Annotated in this window: 18 protein-coding genes; 10 read left to right on the top strand and 8 right to left on the bottom strand. The window is 60.9% G+C overall.

Going from position 1 to position 18,036, the window contains the following annotated elements; all coding sequences use genetic code 11:
- Positions 1-59: 59 nt before the first annotated feature.
- Genes AB4N80_RS21735 through uxuA form a run of 3 tightly spaced genes read left to right on the top strand, consistent with a single transcriptional unit; the run spans position 60 to position 4,019 of the window.
- Positions 60-1,352: an MFS transporter gene (locus AB4N80_RS21735; RefSeq protein ID WP_122566363.1), complete on the top strand. Its 1,293-nt coding sequence runs from the start codon at positions 60-62 to the stop codon at positions 1,350-1,352.
- Positions 1,353-1,369: 17 nt separating this feature from the next.
- On the top strand, positions 1,370-2,827 hold the full coding sequence (locus AB4N80_RS21730; RefSeq protein WP_122566364.1) for a mannitol dehydrogenase family protein: 1,458 nt from the start codon (positions 1,370-1,372) through the stop codon (positions 2,825-2,827).
- Between the two features lie 16 nt (positions 2,828-2,843).
- Complete coding sequence (uxuA, locus tag AB4N80_RS21725; protein ID WP_122566365.1) at positions 2,844-4,019, top strand: mannonate dehydratase; 1,176 nt, start codon at positions 2,844-2,846, stop codon at positions 4,017-4,019.
- Between the two features lie 193 nt (positions 4,020-4,212).
- Here uxuA and AB4N80_RS21720 read toward each other — a convergent pair whose 3' ends face one another.
- A complete protein-coding gene (locus AB4N80_RS21720; protein ID WP_122566366.1) occupies positions 4,213-4,494 on the bottom strand; it encodes a fructose-bisphosphate aldolase in 282 nt (93 codons plus the stop codon).
- 840 nt (positions 4,495-5,334) lie between these two features.
- Here AB4N80_RS21720 and AB4N80_RS21715 point away from each other — a divergent pair.
- Positions 5,335-5,634: a hypothetical protein gene (locus tag AB4N80_RS21715; protein WP_122566370.1), complete on the top strand. Its 300-nt coding sequence runs from the start codon at positions 5,335-5,337 to the stop codon at positions 5,632-5,634.
- 52 nt (positions 5,635-5,686) lie between these two features.
- Positions 5,687-6,112, top strand: a complete 426-nt coding sequence (locus tag AB4N80_RS21710; RefSeq protein WP_122566371.1) for a GFA family protein — start codon at positions 5,687-5,689, stop codon at positions 6,110-6,112.
- On the opposite strand, the gene gcvA is transcribed toward AB4N80_RS21710, so the two are convergent.
- Entirely contained in the window at positions 6,028-7,014 is a 987-nt protein-coding gene (gcvA, locus tag AB4N80_RS21705; protein WP_122566372.1) for a transcriptional regulator GcvA, read from the bottom strand. The two genes, AB4N80_RS21710 and gcvA, sit on opposite strands and share 85 nt — an antisense overlap.
- A 106-nt stretch (positions 7,015-7,120) precedes the next feature.
- Here gcvA and AB4N80_RS21700 point away from each other — a divergent pair, with 106 nt between their 5' ends.
- Positions 7,121-7,729 (top strand): LysE family translocator, encoded by a 609-nt coding sequence (locus AB4N80_RS21700; protein WP_122566373.1) that lies wholly within the window; start codon positions 7,121-7,123, stop codon positions 7,727-7,729.
- 9 nt (positions 7,730-7,738) lie between these two features.
- Here AB4N80_RS21700 and AB4N80_RS21695 read toward each other — a convergent pair whose 3' ends face one another.
- The 4 genes from AB4N80_RS21695 to xylA form a co-directional block, all read right to left on the bottom strand.
- Complete coding sequence (locus AB4N80_RS21695) at positions 7,739-8,875, bottom strand: sugar ABC transporter permease (RefSeq protein WP_122566374.1); 1,137 nt, start codon at positions 8,873-8,875, stop codon at positions 7,739-7,741.
- Positions 8,876-10,432 carry a D-xylose ABC transporter ATP-binding protein gene (gene xylG, locus AB4N80_RS21690; protein ID WP_122566375.1) on the bottom strand — a complete coding sequence of 519 codons (1,557 nt, stop codon included), beginning with the start codon at positions 10,430-10,432 and terminating at the stop codon, positions 8,876-8,878.
- A gap of 194 nt (positions 10,433-10,626) precedes the next feature.
- Positions 10,627-11,628: a D-xylose ABC transporter substrate-binding protein gene (gene xylF, locus AB4N80_RS21685; RefSeq protein ID WP_122566376.1), complete on the bottom strand. Its 1,002-nt coding sequence runs from the start codon at positions 11,626-11,628 to the stop codon at positions 10,627-10,629.
- Positions 11,629-11,775: 147 nt separating this feature from the next.
- Positions 11,776-13,092: a xylose isomerase gene (gene xylA / locus AB4N80_RS21680; protein WP_122566377.1), complete on the bottom strand. Its 1,317-nt coding sequence runs from the start codon at positions 13,090-13,092 to the stop codon at positions 11,776-11,778.
- A 155-nt stretch (positions 13,093-13,247) separates the two neighbouring features.
- Here xylA and AB4N80_RS21675 point away from each other — a divergent pair, with 155 nt between their 5' ends.
- The 3 genes from AB4N80_RS21675 to AB4N80_RS21665 all read left to right on the top strand — a co-directional run bounded on the left by AB4N80_RS21675 (position 13,248) and on the right by AB4N80_RS21665 (position 16,178).
- Positions 13,248-14,435, top strand: coding sequence for a XylR family transcriptional regulator (locus AB4N80_RS21675; RefSeq protein ID WP_122566378.1), 1,188 nt, complete (start codon positions 13,248-13,250; stop codon positions 14,433-14,435).
- Positions 14,436-14,553: 118 nt separating this feature from the next.
- Positions 14,554-15,681, top strand: a complete 1,128-nt coding sequence (locus AB4N80_RS21670; protein ID WP_460078744.1) for a saccharopine dehydrogenase family protein — start codon at positions 14,554-14,556, stop codon at positions 15,679-15,681.
- Positions 15,682-15,683: 2 nt separating this feature from the next.
- Complete coding sequence (locus AB4N80_RS21665; RefSeq protein WP_122566380.1) at positions 15,684-16,178, top strand: DUF2269 family protein; 495 nt, start codon at positions 15,684-15,686, stop codon at positions 16,176-16,178.
- Here AB4N80_RS21665 and AB4N80_RS21660 read toward each other — a convergent pair.
- On the bottom strand, positions 16,175-16,660 hold the full coding sequence (locus AB4N80_RS21660) for a thiol-disulfide oxidoreductase DCC family protein (protein ID WP_122566381.1): 486 nt from the start codon (positions 16,658-16,660) through the stop codon (positions 16,175-16,177). The two genes, AB4N80_RS21665 and AB4N80_RS21660, sit on opposite strands and share 4 nt — an antisense overlap.
- 112 nt (positions 16,661-16,772) lie before the next feature.
- Between AB4N80_RS21660 and AB4N80_RS21655 the strand changes: the two genes are divergently transcribed.
- Positions 16,773-17,651, top strand: a complete 879-nt coding sequence (locus tag AB4N80_RS21655) for a hypothetical protein (protein WP_122566382.1) — start codon at positions 16,773-16,775, stop codon at positions 17,649-17,651.
- Here AB4N80_RS21655 and AB4N80_RS21650 read toward each other — a convergent pair.
- On the bottom strand, positions 17,648-17,884 hold the full coding sequence (locus AB4N80_RS21650) for a hypothetical protein (protein ID WP_460078740.1): 237 nt from the start codon (positions 17,882-17,884) through the stop codon (positions 17,648-17,650). The two genes, AB4N80_RS21655 and AB4N80_RS21650, sit on opposite strands and share 4 nt — an antisense overlap.
- Between the last annotated feature and the right edge of the window lie 152 nt (positions 17,885-18,036).

Here is an 18,036-nt window from a genome sequence, read left to right as displayed (position 1 = left end):
TCACCGTGCCTGTCATGGGCACCCTCACCGAATAAACACAACAAGCGGGAGGCTCCACCATGTTTGGTCAAGGACGTAGCTTAATCATCATCATGCTGTTCCTGGCCGGGGTCATCAATTACCTCGACCGGTCGGCATTGTCTGTGGCGGCGCCTTTCATCCAGAAGGACTACGGTCTGAGTACGGGTGAGATGGGCATGATCTTCAGCAGTTTTTTCGTCGGTTATGCCGCCTTCAACTTCATCGGTGGTTGGGCCGCCGACCGTTACGGCGCCAAGACCACATTGCTGCTGGCCATGGTCTTGTGGTCGCTGTTCAGCGGTCTGACCGTGCTGACGGTGGGCTTCGCTTCGCTGGTGCTCATCCGGATCCTGTTCGGCATGGGCGAAGGGCCGCTGAGCGTCACCACCAGCAAGATGGTGAACAACTGGTACGCCCCCAAGCGCAGGGCGCGGGCGATCGGCGCGTCGATGTCCGGCACGCCGCTGGGCGGGGCGATTTCCGGTCCGGTGGTGGGCTTCATCGCCGTCACCTACGGCTGGAAGGTGTCGTTCATTATCATCATGTTGGTCGGCCTGATCTGGGCGGCGGTCTGGTACAAGTTCGTCAAGGAGAAGCCTGAAGGCGAGGGTGCCGAGGATATTCTCCGGGCCGAGGGGCAGAGCGAGCTGGCTGCACAACCGGTATTTCCACTGCGGTTCTACCTCAAGCAGCCGACGGTGCTGTTCACCTCCCTGGCATTCTTTTCCTATAACTACACCTTGTTCTTCTTCCTGACCTGGTTCCCCAGCTACCTGACCATGGCCCACGGCTTGAACGTCAAGGACATGAGCATCGCCACGGTCATTCCCTGGGTATTGGGTTTCCTCGGTCTAGCCCTGGGCGGCTTCATCTCCGACTTTGTGTTCAAGAAAACCGGAAAGATGATGTTCTCCCGCAAAGTGGTGCTGGTGACCTGTCTGCTGGCCTGTGCCGTATGCATCGCTTGCGCGGGGATGGTCAAGACCCTGTATCCAGCGGTGATTCTCGTCGCCTTGGCGGTGTTCTTCCTGTACCTCACCGGCGCCATCTACTGGGCGATCATCCAGGACACCGTCCCGGCGGCGCGGGTGGGCGGCGTCAGTGGTTTCATGCACTTTCTGGCGAACACCTCGGGCATCGTCGGCCCGACCCTGACGGGCTTCCTGGTGCAGTTCACCGGTTCGTTCACCAGTGCCTTCCTGCTGGCAGGGCTGTTGACCGTGATCGGCGCCGTGTGTGTCGCGCGCTACGTTAAACCGCTGTCGGTAGCGGACACCGGCAACGCGGCGGCACAAAGCCCGCAGCCCGCTTCGGCCCTGGGCCGTTCCTGAACAGAAGGAGTGAGTCGATGCCTGTTGTGAAACGTGTACCTTGCACCGGCACTGCAGCGCAGATCGGTATCGTGCACCTGGGCCTGGGCGCGTTTCACCGAGCGCACCAGGCGGTCTACCTGCAACGCCATCTCAATCGCCATGGCGACAGCGAGTGGGGCGTGTGCAGTGCCAACCTGCGCTCCAATCGCACCTTGGTCGAGCAATTGCGCGAGCAGGACGGCCGCTACCATGTGGCCGAGTACCGTGACCGCGAACAAGTGACGCTGCGCGAGATCGGGGTGTTGCGCCAGGCTTTGTATGTGGGCGAGGGCGGCGAGGAACTGGAACAGTTGCTGCAGCGCATGGCTGCGCCGCAAACGCGGATTGTCACCCTCACCGTGACCGAAAAGGGTTACTGCCTGAGCCCTTCCTCCGGGCAGTTGCGCCGGGAAGATCCGACGATTGCCCATGACATCGCCCATCCACACACGCCGCGCTCAGCCCCCGGTATTGTCCTGGAAGCCCTGCGCCGGCGCCGTGCCGAGGGCGTCCCGGCCTTCACTGTATTGTGCTGTGACAACATGCCCGACAACGGCCAGCGCACCCGCCAGGCGGTGAGCGCGTTGGCGGCGTTGCAGGATGAGGCGCTGGCGCAGTGGGTCGAGCAACAGGTGGCGTTTCCCAGCTGCATGGTCGACCGCATCGTGCCGGCCATGGACGACGAATCCTTCCGCCGGCTGGCGCAGCAACTCGACTGCCACGACCGTGCGGCGGTGGTCTGTGAAAGCTTCAGCCAGTGGGTGATCGAGGACCACTTTCCCCTCGGCCGCCCGGACTGGGAAGTGGAAGGCGTGCAGATGGTGGACGACGTGCGTCCGTTTGAAACGATGAAACTGCGCATGCTCAATGGCAGCCATTCGTTGCTGGCCTACGTAGGGTTGCTGGCCGGCCATGAGTCGGTCTTCGAGGCCGTCAGCGACGTGAGGCTGGCACGCCTCATCGCGCGCTACATGGCCGAGGAGGCCGCGCCGACCCTGGACATGCCGGCCGGCATCGATCTGTCGGCGTATGCCCATGATCTGCAGGCGCGCTTTGCCAACGACAGCCTGCAACATCGGTTGCGCCAGATTGCCATGGACGGTTCGCAGAAGCTGCCGCAACGCTGGTTGCTCGGCGCGCAGCAATTGCTCGACCAGGGGCGCGACATCGACTGTACCGCGCTGGGCATCGCGGCCTGGATCCTCTACTGCACGCAACCGTTGCCCGGTCGTGCGGCGCACGTGGTTGACGACCCGCTGAGTGCCACCTTTGCCGATCTTGCGGGACGATTCGAGGGCGCATCGCGGGTGGATGCCGTTCTCGACCTGCACGAAGTCTTCCCGCCGCTGCTCTCGGCTAGCCCGGCATTTCGCGACGCCGTGCACCGCGCCTACGGCGCCTTGACGCGCGATGGCGTGGACAGCCTGTTGCACGCCCTTGCCGCATCCAACTGATAAAAAGGAGAAGAACATGGAACAGACATGGCGTTGGTTTGGCCCCAAAGACCCGATTTCCCTGGCGGACATTCGCCAGACCGGTGCGACCGGCATCGTCACCGCGCTGCACGAAATCCCCAATGGCCAGGTGTGGCCGGTGGACGCCATCGCGGCGCGTAAACAGATGATCGAAGCGGCCGGCCTGAGCTGGTCGGTGGTGGAAAGCATTCCGGTGCACGAAGACATCAAGCGCGGCTGCGGACGGCGCGACGAGTACATCGCCAACTACCAGCAAAGCGTGCGTAACCTGGCGAGCTGCGGCATCGATATCGTCTGCTACAACTTCATGCCGGTGCTGGACTGGACCCGAACCGATTTGTCCTTTGAGCTGGCGGATGGCGGTTGGGCCTTGCGCTTCGATCAAACCGCGTTTGCCGCCTTCGACCTGTTCATCCTCCAGCGCCCGGGTGCGCAGGCTGAATACAGCGCCGAGGACATCCAGCAGGCCAAGGCCTACTTCGAACAACTGACGCCGGCCCGGCGCGAAACCCTGGTCAACACTCTGATCGCCGGCTTGCCCGGCGCCGAGGAACACTACAGCCTGGACAACTTCCGTGACTTGCTGCGGACCTACGCCGACATCGACGAGGCCAAGTTGCGCGAACACCTGGGGTATTTTCTGCGGGCGGTGATCCCGGTTGCCGAGGAGGTGGGTGTGCGCATGGCAATCCACCCGGACGACCCGCCCCGGGCACTGCTCGGCTTGCCCCGCATCCTCTCCACCGCCGAAGACGCCCAATGGCTGCTGGATGCGGCGCCAAGCCCGGCCAATGGCCTGACGTTCTGCACCGGCTCCTATGGCGTGCGCGAAGACAACGACTTGGTAGCGATGGCCAAGCACTTTGCGCCGTTCATCTACTTCACCCACCTGCGTTCAACCCGCCGGGAAACCGACCCCCGCAGCTTCCATGAAGCCCATCACCTGGACGGCGACGTCGACATGGTCGGGGTCATCAGCGCCTTGGTGGCTGAAGAGCGCCGACGTGAACGCGAAGGCGGCCCGCGCTTGCCGCTGCGTCCCGACCATGGGCATCAACTGCTGGACGACCAGCACCGCAAAAGCAATCCCGGCTACTCACTGATCGGCCGCCTCAAGGGCCTGGCGGAAATCCGCGGCGTGGAACTGGCCGTGCGCCGGCAGCTGGGTTAGACAACAACACGCCCTGTTTAGGGCAGGAGCCCCGTGGCGAGGGAGCAAGCTCCCTCGCCACGAAATGCCTGGGGGGATTCTCGGGCTAACGCAGTTCACTGTGGGAGCGAGCTTGCTCGCGAAGCGGTATTTCACCCTGCGCAGAGATTGACTGTGCCACCGCCATCGCGAGCAAGCTCGCTCCCACAAGGGCTCAGTCTTCGAGCCCGCGCCGCTCGATCACGCCGAACACATCCGCGACATCCTGCACCAGGATCCTGGCGACATTGGTGATGGTGTTGAGGTCGCTGGCCGCTGAATCACGCAGGCTGCTGCACGCCACCAAGGTCAGGTAGTCGAGCGTGGCGTGCAGGCGTTCGCTGGCACAGGCATGGAGTTCGGGGAGCGGGGCTTGGGTGTCGATCAGTAAAACGGGGTGGGTGGTGGCGGTTTGGGTCAGGGGGGTGAAGCGTTGATCCAAAGTATTCTGGCGCATAGTTACTCATTCCTCATATCAAGAAAGATAGCTACTGCAATTCGCTGCGAAACGAACGGGTGGTAGCTGCATGTGGGTTCGCAGACCGAGGATACGAGGAACTCGGCAGACCCGAAGATCTCCCACACACAGCCACCATAAGTGACGTTGAACGCCAAACGCGCCCATTGTTACTTTTATGATGCCTGGTTGCCAGCGTATCTATCGGGCTGCGAAACCCAGCCACCGGCCAAAGCCAGCGACGACCCAACTATAGAAGTCGATCCTGGCCCCCACAACCGACCTGTAGGACGCACGCATCCCCTGTGGCGAGGGAGCTTGCTCCCGCTCGACTGCGCAGCAGTCGCAAAACCGGCCCCTGCGCAGTGCCTGGCGAAAAGAGGCGCCTGGTTTAGGGCCGCTTCGCGCCCCAGCGGGAGCAAGCTCCCTCGCCACGGGAGGTAAATTCCTACGAGATTTTCGGACCGTCTCTTGCCGCTACCACTGAAGTGCGCGGATCTCTGTGGGAGCAAAGCTTGCTCGCGATGCAGGCGCCTCGTTTCCCCGAAAGACCGCGTCATCTTCATCGTGGGCAAGCCTTACTCCCACAGGAGGCCTGCGGTGAGCTTTATTGGATTTTTCTAGCGACAACCGCGAAAAAAGCCCTGATATCCTCCGCCAACAACTCAGGCTGCTCCAATGCAGCAAAATGACCACCCTGGGGCATCTCGGTCCAGCGTTTCACTTCGCAGCTCAGTTGCCTGCATGGCGAGTGCGCAGCTAATGTAGCCGCGATGGCGTGCTTGATGCTGGCTGAATACAGCGGCTTAAAAAACGGAAATCCTAACGAAGGAGTTGTACATGGCACGCTATTTCAAAAGCCCGGACAGTGATCAAATTGAAGAAGTGGACGCGTTCCAGGTGTTGGCGATCCTGTTCTTGGGCGTGATCTATCTGTTTTTCGCAGGGCTATGGCGACACTTGTTGATCTGGCTCGGCATTGTGGCGATCGGGCTTGTGGCTGGACCGCAATGGATGGCTGGGGCAACGGCGCTGCTGCATGTCGTTTACTGTTTCATGATCCGCAAGATTGTCGCGCAGGATTATTTGCGCAAGGGCTGGATTGAGGTCGCTGATCCGAAAGCGGTTGCTGGGAATTGAAGGCAAAGTCTTCAAGACGTCGTTTCGATCAAGTTCAAGCGGGGCGCTAAGGATGCATGAAGGTCACCACGGAAGCTGCCTGTGCGGTGAGATCCGTTATGAAATTTCGGCCGAATTGAAGGCGTTGACCCACTGTCATTGCAGGCGTTGCCAGAAAGCGCATGGTGCCGCGTTCGCGACCTATGCCAGCGTCCCGGCTGCATCATTGCGAGTCTCGGCAAATGGGAATGCGCTCCGGTTGTATGAGTCCGAAACGGGCGTCAAGCGGCAGTTCTGCGGAGCATGCGGTTCAAGCTTGTTCTGGTCGGACCCTCACGGCGCGTATCCAGACTGGATATCGGTTGCCGTGGCCACTCTCGATACCGAATTCAAACCCCACAAACAACAGCATGGCTACCGCGAAACCCGCTTTGATTGGCTCGTCTTGCCGGATTGCGTTGAGCCGACAGGGTTTGAGAGGCCAACGGGACCTGAGTGACTGAAACCCCGCCCATCCCAATCCTGATCAATATGCGTCAACAACCAATCGACAAAAACCTGCGTCTCAACCACCGCATTCTCGGCAACCCCGTAGTAATAGCGGGCCAACGGCAGGCGCAACGACGGCAGTAGACAGGCCAAGCGCCCATTGGACAAATCCCTACCCAACAGCGAAGCCGGACACAACGCCACGCCCAGGCCATCGACAGCGGCCTGGAGCACAAGGTGCATGTGATCGAATTGCAGGGTCGGCGGATTGTTCAATGGATCGATTCCGGCGTGTTCCACCCAATCTTGCCAATCGCTGCGGCGCGTCCTGCCCGACAACAAGGTGTGCCGGGTCAGGTCGTGGACGTTTTCCAATGGCACGCTTTGCAGCAGCGACGGTGCGGCGACCAGCAGCAGGTGGTCCTCCAACAACACGGTGGGCTGTACATCGGCTGACCAGCCGGCGTGTCCACGACGAATGACCACGTCGAACATTTCCCGCGATGGATCGGGAGACCGGGTGCTGGTGACGACCTCGGGCTTGATGCCCGGATGGCGCGCCATGAAGTCCGGCAGTCTGGGGATGAGCCAGCGCACCGCGAAGGAAGGGCGCACGTTGATGATCACTTTGCGCTGGGCCGCATGGCGCGTCAGCGTGGTGGCGGCGTTGGCGATCTGGGTCAGTGCCTCGCTGACCTGTTCGTAGAAAACCCGACCGGCCGGGGTGAGCAAGGATTGCCGGGTTCGACGTTCGAACAGCAGTACGCCCAAGCGCTCTTCGAGCAACTTTACGTGACGGCTGACGGCGCTGTGGCTGACGTGCAGCTCTTCGGCGGCGCGACTGAAACTCTGATGGCGAGCGGCAGCGGCGAAAGCGCGAACGGCGTTCAACGGGGGGAGGTTGGCAATCATGCGTCTAATTTAGTCACATATGAGGTGCAATTAAAGCGTTTGTCAGCCCCCATGCGCCACGCCACTCTGAAAGCCACAGTAATTTGCCTTTAATGGGGAGTGATGCATGGCCGGTTACGAACTTTTTCTGATCCTGGCGACCCTGACGGTGCTCAGCCCGGGTCCTGGCGTGGTGCTGACGCTGTCCAATGCCTTGCGCCATGGTTGGCGCGGGGCATTGCCGGGCATCTTCGGTATCGCGTCGGGGGCGTTTATCGTGGCGGGTATTTGCGCCAGCAGCCTGGGGTTGCTCCTGGCCGCCTCGGCGACGGCTTTCACCGTGCTCAAATACATCGGGGCGCTGTACTTGTTGTACTTGGGCATCAAGATGTGGCGTACCCAGCGCTTTATTCCTGAACTCACAGCTACGTCGCCGCGCCCGTGGCGGCGATTCGGCGAGGCGCTGTCGATTCAGTTGCTCAACCCCAAGGCGGGGTTTTTCTTCCTGGCGGTGTTCCCTCAGTTCATCAAGCCGGAGGGCGATTATTACCGCCAGTTTTTCCTGCTGGTGGCGTCCTATGGCGTGCTTGTGGTCCTGGTGCATTCCGGCTATGCGCTCATGGCCAATGGCGCCAGGGGCTGGCTCTCGTCGAGCCAGGGCGCCAGGATTGTCGGCAAATTGTCGGGCATCACCTTCCTGGGCTTTGGTGCGTTGATGGCGTCTGCCAGCAAATGATGAGGTCTATCAACGCCGCCCCGTCCGCGTACTCACATCCACCCACACCGCCAGCACCAAGATGCTGCCTTTGACGATCATCTGCCAGTAGCTGTCGACGTCGAGCATCGACATGCCGTTGTCCAGGCTGGTGATCACCAGCGCGCCGAGCAGCGCACCGTAGACCGTGCCGGAGCCGCCGCGCATGGAGGTGCCGCCGATGAAGCAGGCCGCGATGGCGTCGAGTTCGCCCATGTTGCCGGCCGAGGGCGAGCCGGCGGCCAGGCGTGCGGTGTTGACCATGCCGGCGAGGGCGCACATCACGCCCATGATGCCGAAGATCCACAGCTTCACCGCTTGCACGTTGATGCCGGACAGGCGCGTGGCTTCCATGTTGCTGCCTACCGAGTAGACGCGGCGGCCGAACACGGTCTGGCTGGTGACGTAGCTGAACACCCCCAGCAGGATCAGCAGGAGCAGCACCGGCACCGGAATGCCGTCGTAGCTGTTGAGGGTATAGACGAACCCGGCCAGCACCGCGCCGATCACCACCACGCGCAACACGTCGCGCACCAGGGAATGCGCCGCCAAGCCATGGAGGGCGCGGTTGCGCCGTTGTTTCCAGGTCAGGAACAGGGTCAGGGCGAACAGCAGGATGCCGAGCCCGGTCCCGACCGTGTGCGGCAAGTAACCCTGGCCGACGTAGACCAGCTCCGGTGACACCGGGGCAATGGTGGTGCCGCCGGTCACGCCCAACAGGACGCCGCGAAACGCGAGCATGCCACCCAGCCCGACGATGAACGATGGAATGCGCAGGTAGGCGGTCATGTAGCCGTTGCCCAAGCCGATCACCAAGCCGCACAAGGCCACCAGGCTGAGGTTCGCCAGCAATGGGATGTGATAGACCACATCGAGGATCGCCGCCAGGCCACCTAATAGCCCAAGCAATGAGCCCACCGACAGGTCGATCTCGCCGCTGATGATCACCAGCACCATGCCGCAAGCGAGGATCCCGGTGATGGACATCTGCCGCAGCAGGTTGGAAAGGTTGCGCGGGGTCAGGAACCCACCGTCGGTCTGCCAGCTGAAGAACAGCCAGATCAGCGCCACGGCGATCACCAGCGCGAGCATTTTGTAGCGGGAAAACAGCTGTTTGACCTGATTCATCTACGCAGACTTCCGATCATTATTGTTATGGCCATCGGGATGGCTGAGCGCGGCGGCGAGCACTTGTTCCTGGGTGAGTTCGTGGTTGATGAAGTCCCCGCGCAACTGGCCTTCGCCAATCACCAGGACGCGGTCGGAAACCCCCAGGACTTCGGCCAGCTCCGAGGACACCATGATGATCGACACGCCTTCGGCCGCCAGCGCGCCCATCAACTTGTAGATCTCATACTTGGCACCGACGTCGACGCCACGGGTGGGCTCATCGAGGATCAGCACGCGGGGCTTGGTCAGGAGCATTTTCGCCAACACGGCTTTTTGCTGGTTGCCGCCGGAGAGGCTGGTGATCGGCAGGAACGGGCTCGCGGTCTTGAGGTGCATGCGCGCGATTTCCTTGTCGATGCTGCCCAGTTCGGCTTCGGCGTCGATGCGGGTCAGTTTCGCGTAGTTGTCCAGCACCGCCAGGGTGATGTTCTGGCCCACGCCCAGATCTGGAATGATGCCTTGGCGCTTGCGGTCTTCGGGGACCATGCACAGACCCGCGCGGATCGACTTGAGCGGCGTGCGCGTGTCTATTTGTTGGCCGCCCAGCCAGACTTCGCCTTCGTAGCGACCGGGGTAGGCGCCAAACAGCGCCGAGACCAGTTCCGTGCGGCCGGCACCGACCAGCCCGGCGATGCCGAGGATTTCCCCGCGCTTGAGGACAAATGAAATGTCGTCGACCCGTTTGCGCTTGGGGTTGTCGACGTCGTAGCAGGTGACGTGGCGCGCCTCGAAAATCACCTCGCCGACGTCATGGGGTTCGGTGGGGTAGAGGTTGCTCATTTCCCGCCCGACCATCTGGGTGATGATCCTGGGAATGTCCATGTCCGCCATGGCGGTGGTGGCGATGTGTTTGCCATCGCGGATCACCGAGATGGTGTCGCACACGGCGGCCACTTCATCGAGTTTGTGGGAGATGTAGACGCAGGCAACGCCTTTGGCCTTGAGGTCGCGGATGATGTCCAGCAGCACCTCGATTTCCGAGCGGGTCAGGGCCGAGGAGGGCTCGTCGAGGATCAGCAGCCGCGCCTGCTTGTTCAGTGCCTTGGCAATTTCCACCAGTTGCTGGTAGCCACCGCCGTACTGCGAAACCGGCAATGAGACGTTCATGTCCGGCACTTTGAGCTCACGCATCAGGGCTTCGGCGCGATGGATCATCGCCGGGTAGTTCATGCGTCCGCCAGGCAGCGTCAGCTCGTGGCCCATGAAGATGTTTTCGGCCACCGACAGGTCGGGGACCAGGGTCAGTTCCTGGTGAATGATGACGATCCCGGCGGCTTCGGTTTCGCTGATGGACTGCGCCTTGAGCGGCTGGCCGTCCCAAATGATTTCGCCTTCCCAGGTGCCGTAAGGGTAGACCGCCGACAGCACTTTCATCAGCGTGGATTTGCCCGCGCCGTTTTCACCGCACAGGCCGACACACTCACCCGGCCTGACCTTGATGTCGATGCCGTTCAGGGCTTTGACACCGTCAAAGGTTTTGACGATGCCGTTCATTTGCAGCAGGTAGTCGGACATGGCAAGGACTCTTGGAAAAGGGGCTCACACATCGGCGGGGAGGAAACAGCCTCACCCTAATGCCAAGGTCAGGCTAAGTCCCTGTGGGAGCGGGCTTGCTCGCGAAGACGGCATGTCAGGCACCATCAATGTTGACTGGTGCACCGCTTTCGCGAGCAAGCCCGCTCCCACAGGTCTCCGGGGTTGCCCCCAAGTCACTGCCCGGCGATCTGCGCCTTGGTATAGAACCCGTCCTTTTCCAGCAGGTCGATGTTGTCCTTGGTCAACGGAGTAGGGGTGAGCAGGATGGTGTCGACTTTCTTGCTGCCATTGTCGTATTGCGAGCTGAAGGTCGGTTTCTCGTTACGCGCCAGTTGCACCGAGAGCTTGGCGGCTTCGGTGGCAATCAGTTTCAGCGGCTTGTAGACGGTCATGGTCTGGGTGCCATCGATCACGCGCTTGACCGCCGCGAGGTCGGCGTCCTGGCCCGAGATCGGCACCTTGCCGGCCATCTTCTGTGCTGCCAGGGCCTGGATGGCGCCGCCGGCGGTGGCGTCGTTGGAGGCGACGATGCCATCGATTTTGTTGTTGTTCCGGGTCAGGGCGTTTTCCACGATGCTCAACGCTTCGGTGGGGTTCCATTCCTTCACCCACTGCTGGCCGACAATCTTGATGTCACCCTTGTCGATGGCTGGTTGCAGCACTTTCATCTGGCCTTCGCGCAGGACCTTGGCGTTGTTGTCCGTGGGCGCGCCACCGAGCAGGAAGTAGTTGCCCTTGGGCGCGGCTTTCAGCACGCCGCTGGCCTGCATCTCGCCGACCTTTTCGTTATCGAAGGAAATGTAGGCGTCGATGTCGGCGTTGAGGATCAGTCGGTCGTAGGACACCACCTTGATCCCGGCCTTCTTGGCTTCGGCGACGGCGTTGGTCAGCACGGTGGCGTTGAACGGCACGATGACGATCACATCGACACCACGGGAGATCAGGTTTTCGATCTGCGAGATCTGCTTCTGCTCGTTGGCATCGGCGGATTGGACGAAGACCTTGGCGTCGAGTTTTTCCGCCGCCGCGACGAAGTAGTCACGGTCCCGCGACCAGCGTTCCAGGCGCAGGTCATCGATGGAAAAACCGATTTTCGGATGGGCCGCATCGGCCATGACCGGAAGCGAGAGCAGGGCGAGGGCGCCGGCGAGCAGGGTACGTTTGAATGTTTTCATGTAGTGCGTCCTTTTATTGTTGTTTGAAAGACACTGCCTGACGATGAGCGTGATACCGGGTAGAACTGTAGAGCGTTGTAGGGCGCCGTGGGCACAGATTTGTCGCGAGAATGTAACAGCCCCTGTGCCCCGAACGGCGCCCCGTTGTCAGGGGTAGATAAACCGATTGACCACGTTTTCGAGCATTTCCTGGCGACCGCTGACGGCCTGGGGATTGAGCTCGTTGGTAAAGGCGTGCTCGGCCAGCGATTCAAGGCTGAAGTCGCCAGCTATCACTGCCTTGCCAAACGGCTTCTGCCAGCCGGCGTAGCGCTGGTCCTTGAATTGTTGCAACTGATCGTTCTGCACCATGGCTGCCGCGCGCTCCAGGGCGAGGGCGAGGACGTCCATGGCGGCGACATGGCCGTGGAACAGATCGATATCGTCCACGCTCTGGCGCCGAACCTTGGAGTCGAAGTTGAACCCGCCATTGCCGAAGCCCCCGGCCTTGAGGATTTCATAGGTGGCCAGGGTCATTTCCTCGACGCTGTTGGGGAACTGGTCGGTGTCCCAGCCGTTCTGCGGATCGCCGCGGTTGGCGTCGATGCTGCCGAAAATGCCCAGGGAGACAGCCGTGGCGATCTCGTGATGGAAGCTGTGGCCGGCCAGGGTGGCGTGGTTGGCTTCGATGTTGACCTTGATCTCGTTCTCCAGGCCGAACTGCTGCAGGAAGCCGAACACCGTGGCGCTGTCGTAATCGTATTGGTGCTTGGTCGGCTCCTGGGGCTTGGGTTCGATCAGCAGGTCGCCCTTGAAGCCGATCTTGTGCTTGTGCTCGACCACCATGCGCATGAAGCGGCCCAACTGTTCGCGCTCTTGTTTCAAGTCGGTATTGAGCAGGGTTTCGTAGCCTTCACGACCGCCCCACAACACGTAGTTGGCGCCCTTGAGGCGTTGGGTGGCGTTCATCGCGCTGAACACTTGCGCGGCGGCGCAGGCGAACACTTCCGGATCGGGGTTACTGGCGGCGCCTGCGGCAAAGCGCGGGTTGCTGAAGCAGTTGGCGGTGCCCCACAGCAGCTTGATCCCGGTCTGTTCCTGATGGCGCTCCAGGTGGTCGACCATCTGGGCGAAGTGGTTGCGGTACTCCTTCAGCGAATTGCCTTCCGGGGCGACGTCGGTGTCGTGGAAGCAGTAGTAGTCGATGCCCAGTTTGGAGAAGAACTCAAAGGCCGCTTCGGCCTTGCCGATGGCCACTTCCATCGGATCCCCGGCGTGCTGCCATGGGCGCTTGAAGGTACCGGCACCGAACACATCCGACCCCGGCCAGACGAAGGTGTGCCAGTAGCAGACCGCCATGCGCAGGTGCTCGCGCATGGGTTTACCGAGCACCAACTTGTTGGCGTCGTAGTGACGGAAGGCAAGCGACGAATCGCTGGTGGGGCCTTCATAGCGAATCTTGTCGACACCGGGGAAGTACGGCATGAGCGGGTTTCCTTTTTATTCTTGGCGGTGTCCCGATACTAACGCCGGCCCCGTGGCTGCTGATTATGAAAATCACCAACGGGCAGTTCGATTTTGAGTATTGAGATTCGCTGTCCGCGCGCCTAGTCTGTGTCGACCGGCACAGGGTTAAACCAATGAAAACCGTCCCGCCCGTTCACCGCATTGCGTTGCTGTTCAATGGCAGCAAGATCTACGACCGCGGCATCATCAGTGGTATCGGCAACTACCTGAGCAGCACGCGTGCGTCCTGGGACTTGTTTCTCGAGGAAGATTTTCTCTGCCGTTTGAAAGGCATCGAGCGCTGGCAGGGCGACGGGATCATTGCCGATTTCGACGACCCGCTGATCGGCGAGGCGCTGGCCGGGATCAAGCTGCCGGTGGTGGCGGTGGGCGGTTCCTATCAGGATGAGCGCGCCTACCCGAAGGGCATTCCCTACGTCGCCACCGACAATGATGCATTGATGAAATTGGCCTACGAGCACCTGATCGAGGCCGGGCTGACCCGTTTCGCCTGTTTCAGCCTGCCTGAAGCACAAGCCAATCGCTGGGCCCAGGAACGGGAGAAAGCCTTTCGCCGGCTGGTGCAGCGCGATGGCCTGCACGCCGAGGTCTATCGTGGCATGGGCACCAGCGCACCGCTCTGGGACAGCGCCGTCGAACAGCAGATCGCCTGGCTGCAAAGCCTGCCCAAACCTATCGGCATCATCGCCGTCAGCGACGCCCGCGCCCGGCAACTGCTGCAAGCTTGCCTGACAGCCGGGATCGCCGTGCCGGAGCAAGTGGCGTTGATCGGCATCGACAACGATCCCCTGACCCGCAGCCTGACGCGGGTGCCATTGAGCTCGGTGATCCAAGGCACCGAGACCATGGGCCGCACCGCCGCACGCCTGCTCCATCAGATGCTGCACGGCATGCCGTCCACGGGCACGCAGATTCTGGTCCCGCCGGATGCGATCAATGTGCAGGTATCGAGCCTGCATCAACCGTTGGGCAACCCTTATGTCATGCAGGCACTGCTCTTCATCCGCCAATACGCCTGCCAGGGCATCAAGACGGCCCAAGTGGCGGCTTATGTAGGGGTATCGCGTTCATCGCTGGAGGCGCATTTTCGCAAGGAGCGGGGTTGTAGCGTCCACGACGAAATCCTGCGCTTCAAACTGGCCGCCGCCGCCAACGGACTGGAAAACACCAACGCGCCGATTGCCGACATCGCCCAGAATTGCGGCTTTAAATCGGCGCAATACCTGCACACCGTGTTCCGCCGCGAATTCGGCTGCACGCCCCGGGAGTACCAGCAGGGGACAAATACGGCCACTCACTGACCCACCACCGAACCGCTCCTGTGGCGAGGGACAGCGACCCGCCTCCACAAGGGGTACACCACCGCGTCTTCCTTGTGGCAAGGTTGCGGGGTTCATCGAATATTTAGGGACGGATGGAATGACGCTCAGGGTCATGGTGGTCGGTGGGTATGGAAATTTCGGCAGTATCGTTTCCAGGCATCTGGTGGTGATGCCAGGTGTAGAACTGGTGATTTCGGGGCGTGACGCTCGAAAACTGCAGCGCAAAGTCGATGAGTTGAACGCTCAATCGGGCACTGTGTGTGAAAGTTGGTGCGGCGATGCCATGGGGCCAGGCTTCAAATCCATCCTTGGCTTGATGAACATCCAATGGGTCATTCATACCGGCGGCCCCTTTCAAGGGCAATCCTATGCAGTCGCCGAGAGCTGCATCGACGCGGGCGTGAACTACTGTGACCTGTCCGATTCCAGGGCCTTTGTCACCGGCATTGGCGCACTCGACGCCCGGGCAAAACAGGCAGGCGTGGCGATCCTCAGTGGTTGCAGCTCAGTGCCGACGCTCTCGGCCGCCCTCATCGATCAGCAGCGGCATCGTTTTAAACGCATTGACACGATCGAGCATGGGATTTCCTCTTCGGCCAAGATGCCGGGGTTATCCACCGTCGAAGGCGTTCTCGCTTATGCGGGTAAGCCGATCAAGCAACTCAGGAATGGCCGAGTGCATGAGGTCCTGGGATGGCAGGATCTGACGCTTCGCAGAATGCACTCTATGGGCACCCGGGTATTGGCCAATGTCGACGTGCCGGACATGGATATCTTCGCCGGCCGCTATGGTGCCCAGACCCTGAGCTTCAAGGCCGGCGCTGGTCTGAAGCTCGGCGGCATTGCCAACTACCTGCTGGCCTGGGCAATGAGGATGGGGATGGTGCGTGACCATGTCCCTTGGGCGGCCAGGCTTCATCGATGGGGGCTCTGGTTCGAACGATTTGGCGATGGCAAAAGCGCAATGTACATCGACGTCCATGGCATCGGTGCCGATGACGAGCCGCTGTCGTTGAACGTCCAGCTCTGCGCCATGAACGACAAAGGGCCGGAAATTCCCAGCTGTGCAGCCGTTGCTTTGGCGGCAAAAGTTGCCCAAGGGTATCTGCCCGAGCCCGGTGCTCGGGCCTGTGTGGGTGAAATCACCGTCGACGAATACATGGCCGCCATCAACGATCCACAAAACCTCAGCCTGTCCGTGCATTTCTCTGACGGGCAGGGTTGACCATGCTCTATCTGTGCGTGAAGTACATCCATGTGATCGCGGCCATTTTCCTGTTCGGCTTCGGCATGGGGTCATACCTCTACCTGATCGCCGCCAGCCGCACCGCCAACCCGCAAGTCATTGCCCATGTGGCCAGGACGGTCGTCCGATTCGACACCTGGATTACCACGCCGGCGGGTTTTATTCAGATAGTAACGGGTTATCTGCTAATGAGGCTGGCCGGACTCCCCCTGATCACTGAATGGATCATGACGTCGCTGATCATCTTCTTTTGCGTGGGCGCGCTCTGGCTTCCGGTGCTGGTGCTCCAGAAGCGCTTATACGTAATGGCGTCGAGCGCGGTGGGGGATGGGCGGACGCTCGATGATCGATACTCATCCGTGTATCAGAAGTGGTTCTGGATGGGGGTTCTGGGCTTTTTGGGGATGTTTGTCATCGTGCTGATCATGGTGACGAAGATGACGCCACGTCAGTGGATCGAGCTATTGCTGGGTTAAGTATCGACCCGTTCCAGCGGGTTGGTCCCAGGCGTGGACATTTTCAAGAAACGCCGTTCATGATCCGCGTTCGGCAACAGGCATATGTCGTGTTTGCCAAACAGCCGATAACGATTCAGGGCAATGCGATCATAGGCCCAGTCCCGAAGCATGCGGGGGACGTAGCGCAGCAGTTTCACCGGGCGCCAGGCCCAAGGCAGCAGGGCTACGACTTCAAAAATCGCATCCGAACGCACCCAGTAATGCCGATCACGAACCACTGCCATGGTGTCGAACTGCTGCAAGGGTAAGCCTGCCCAGGCAAGCAAGGCTTGTCCTTCGGGCGACTGGACGGAGGCTAACCGCACGCGTCGGTCGCGGTCGTGGCGGATCAGGAACCTCGCCCAGCCATTGCACAGTTTACAAACACCATCGAACAGGACCACTGTCTCGCCTGGTTTGAGCAAGGGCGCGGGTGAAGGGCGAGTTTGGGAGATGGGCATGAATGTGTGTCTACAGGACGCTGGGTTACCCGGATAATACGCCTGTTTCAGCGTCAAAGGGCGTCCCGAAGGGGAGCCCGACCATGATGATTTCAAGGGCATGATCCGATCCATGAGCGATGACATCTACAACCTGTTCACACGCTTCCAGACCCCCGATCCTGACATCGGACCCCGGGAGCAGGCGCCCATGCTTGCCCAGGAGCAGGCCTGGGCGCGTGAGCGCGCGGCCATGCATCGCTTCAGCTGGATCGTGGTGCTGGTGCCACCGTTGTGCCTGGGCCCGGTGCTGCCGGGCATTGCGTTTCTGCTGGGGTTGCTGGTCTATCAGGGGTTATCCGCCCCAGGCGTTGACCTTGACCGGATCGTCGGGGCCTCCTTTGGCTGGCTGGTGTTCGCCACCTTGCTGTTCATGGCTGCGTGGATCCTGCACAACTTCTTGCGCGATACACGCGACCCGACCAAGCGCTATTGGCAGTCGATGCTCGACCAAGGACTGGTCGAGCTCGAACACCATACCCTGGTCTCCGGCATCAGCCTGTGGTCCAACAACTATGACCCGGACTGCAACACCCTCATGCAATGGAGCGACGGCAAACTGAAATGCGTGCAAGACAGCGGTGTGTCGCAATGGATCCTGGCCAAGACCGCGGCGGGGCATTGGCTGGTGCTCAAGGAGCAATATCCGGGCAACTTCAGCTACGGCCGGGTAGGGCAAATGCCGGCGCCGGACAAGCTGGTGCGACCCCGTCAGCAACTGACGATTGCTTTCGCCCCGGGCACGAACCTGCAACTGGGTAGGCGTTTCGACGGTGCGCCGATGCCATTGGTGGAGACGCCGTACTGGATGTCTGCCGATGAGCTCAAGCGCCTGGACGAGGCCGCCCATCACTGGAATTTTCTACCGCCGAACCGCTATGGGGTGGTCAATGACGAGGATGCCGCGTGGGTGCAACGGTTGGTGAACAGGGCGCATCCAGCCGGGCGCTAAAGCCACGTATCCACCACCCGCCGATCCAACTCTTCCCAATCCGCCATGTCCAATACCCGCATCGTGTTCAGCCCGCGCAGATAACCGCGCAATTGATTGGCCGTGGCCCGCTTGAGCTCCGGCTCAGGTTCGGTGCTGCTCAACAGCACGCTTTCGTACTGGATCAGGTAGTCCGCCACCCGCTCACGGAAGTCGGGCAATACCGCGTCGCGAATCAGATCAAACGTTCTCATGGCTATACCTCATCAATCTTTCTCGGCTGGCAACTATTGCTAGGAGTAATAGTGACCATTACCAAATGCAAGTTCTGCTTTGCCGGCAATCATTGGAAAATCAGCGCCATCGAACACGCAGCCCAGTATTTTTATTTTCAGGACCCCCAACC

It is taken from the genome of Pseudomonas sp. H3_A02, assembly GCF_054671965.1.
Note: the sequence above shows the minus strand (reverse complement) of the source record. Positions and strands in the feature narration are given on the sequence as shown.